Annotated in this window: 4 protein-coding genes; 2 read left to right on the top strand and 2 right to left on the bottom strand. The window is 76.5% G+C overall.

Features of this window, described 5'->3' with window-relative positions:
* Nucleotides 1-375, bottom strand: a 375-nt coding sequence (locus G5C62_RS26590; protein WP_206330891.1) for an SAF domain-containing protein, incomplete at its 3' end; no start/stop codon positions are given.
* Nucleotides 376-590: 215 nt separating this feature from the next.
* Here G5C62_RS26590 and G5C62_RS26595 point away from each other — a divergent pair.
* Complete coding sequence (locus G5C62_RS26595) at nt 591-836, top strand: helix-turn-helix domain-containing protein (RefSeq protein WP_164703354.1); 246 nt, start codon at nt 591-593, stop codon at nt 834-836.
* Between the two features lie 16 nt (nt 837-852).
* On the opposite strand, the gene G5C62_RS26600 is transcribed toward G5C62_RS26595, so the two are convergent.
* Nucleotides 853-1,419 (bottom strand): hypothetical protein, encoded by a 567-nt coding sequence (locus G5C62_RS26600; protein ID WP_164703355.1) that lies wholly within the window; start codon nt 1,417-1,419, stop codon nt 853-855.
* A 90-nt stretch (nt 1,420-1,509) separates the two neighbouring features.
* Here G5C62_RS26600 and G5C62_RS26605 point away from each other — a divergent pair.
* A partial coding sequence (locus tag G5C62_RS26605; protein WP_164703356.1) for a LysM peptidoglycan-binding domain-containing protein occupies nt 1,510-2,222 on the top strand: 713 nt, incomplete at its 3' end.

Below are 2,222 nucleotides of genomic sequence, written 5' to 3' on the forward strand. Positions count from 1 at the left end.
ACCGGCCTCCTCGAGCACCGATCGCGGCAGCAGCTCGCCGGCCCGGACCGCGCGGGCCAGCACCCGGCCGGCGGGGCGGGTGCTGGTGGCCAGGTAGGCCTCCGCGACGTCGTCCAGCCGGACGGAGACCGGCACGAGGTCGGCGTCGGACAGCACGGTGCCGGCCGCCAGGTCACCGGCCGCCGACCAGACGGGCACGGTCGCGTCCGCCGCCGTCACCACCCGGGCGCCGACCAGGACCGAGCCGAGGACCAGCAGGACCCCGAGCACCAGCCGCAGGTCCAGCCAGCGGGGCGGGCGGACCCGGCGGGCCGCCGGGCCGGGTGGCGCCGTGTCGGTGCGCGCGCCGGACGGCGCCGCGGTGGGCGCGCTCATCGGTCGGTCATCCCTCGCCCGGTCATCCCTCGCCCTGCCTGTCCGTCTCCGGCCGGTCACCCGGCTGACCTCGCCGTACGCGGTCGCGGGGGGAGATCATGACCGAGGGGCGAGCCGGCGCGCAGCCGTTGTCCACACCTTCGGGTGGACCGTCCGGGCCGTTGTCACCCGACTGCCACACTGGCGGGCACCTTCGACGGGAGAACACCGACCCCATGGCCACCCAGCGCTTCCTGACCCTCGACGACGTGGCGGAGATCCTCAACGTCTCCTGGTCACAGGCCTACGCACTGGTGCGCCGCAAGGAGCTGATCGCCATCCAGATCGGCGGGCGGGGTCAGTGGCGGGTCGAGAAGGACGAGCTGGAGCGGTTCATCCAGCAGAAGTACGCCGAGGCGCGCTCCTCGACCGTCACCGAGGAGCCGGTCCCGGACGACGCCGAGGTCGACTCCACCCGCTGAGCTGATCGCCGGGTACTCAGCCGAGCGCCGGCCCGGCCGTCCGGAGTGCGACGAGCGCGCCCAGCGACACCGCCCGCACCCCGGTGACCACCCCACGACGGCGGGGCTCGTCGACCGGGTGCTCGGCCAGTTCCAGGAAGTCCGCGCCGACCCGGTCGACCGTGCCGGCCAGGACGGCGCCGTCCGCCAGCAGGCAGTGCAGGGCAGCCCGGTCCCGGGCCAGCGCCCGCGCCGCCCGGCGCAGGTCCAGCGCCCGGTCGACGGCGCCCTCCGCGGCCGCGGCGGCGGTCACGGCGGTGAGCCCGGACACCGCGCGCACCGCACCCAGCGCGACCAGCACCTCGCGGTGCTGCTGATCGACCAGCAGCACCCAGTCGACGCCCACGTCGACCAGCCGCCCGGCCAGCTCACCGGCGCCGCAGCTGAGGGAGACCTCCTGCCCGGTCGCGCCCCGCAACCGGTCGGCCAGCCGGACCCGACCGTGCTCGGCGCGCGCCCGGGACGCCTCGTCGGCCTGGTCGACGGCGGCCTCCTGCTCCGCCATCTGGGCCTCGAGGTCGGCGAAGAGCTGCTCCCAGCGCATGGACGGAGGCTAGCTCGTCCACAGATCCTTGCGTTTGGTTGCATTTGCTTTCGTTGATGGTGTTTGGTCGTCGCTGTGACCGGTGTGAGCATGTCCGCGGTGCGCTGGACGGCGACGACGACGACGTTCGTCCTCGTCGCCGGCGGCCTGCGCTGGCTCGGCCCCGAGCCGGGGGCGGTCCGCAGCGCGCTCGCCGACCCGCAGCGGCTGGTCGACACCGCCGGGCCGGACGCCCTCGTGCTGGTGGCGGTGACCGCGCTGGCCTGGGCCTGCTGGGCCTGGGGCGCGCTCGGCCTGCTGCTGACCGCAGCGAGCGCCGCGCCGGGACTGGCCGGCCGGGCGGCCGGGGTGCTGCTGCGCGGCGTGCTCCCGGCCGGCGCCCGGCGGGCTGCGGCCATCGCGATCGGCGTCGGCCTCAGCACCGCGGCGCCCATCGCACTGCCCGCCGGAGCGAGCCCACTGGTCACCGCCTCGGCCGAGACGAACGACCCCGGGCCGGACTGGTCGTCGGGCTCCCCCGGGCCCGTGGTGCAGGCCGACTGGCCGGGCGGACCGGAGCCGGATCTGCCCGGTCCCCCGCCCGCGGAACCCGACCGGCCCGGACCAGCAGCCGGGGAGCACGTCGTCCTCCGCGGCGACTGCCTGTGGGACATCGCCCGCGACTGGCTCGCCGGCCACCGCCCCGGACACCCGGTCGCCGACGCCGAGATCGCCTCCGCCGTCCACGCGTGGTGGCAGACCAACGCCGCCGTCATCGGCCCCGATCCGGACCTGCTGCTGCCCGGTCAGGTGCTGCGGCCCCC

The organism is Modestobacter sp. KNN46-3 (genome assembly GCF_011039295.1).

What these genes read in the sequence shown, in the direction of transcription:
- G5C62_RS26595 (WP_164703354.1), top strand. Translation starts at nt 591, where the DNA reads ATGGCCACCCAGCGCTTCCTGACCCTCGACGACGTGGCGGAGATCCTC.
- G5C62_RS26600 (WP_164703355.1), bottom strand. Translation starts at nt 1,419, where the DNA reads ATGCGCTGGGAGCAGCTCTTCGCCGACCTCGAGGCCCAGATGGCGGAG.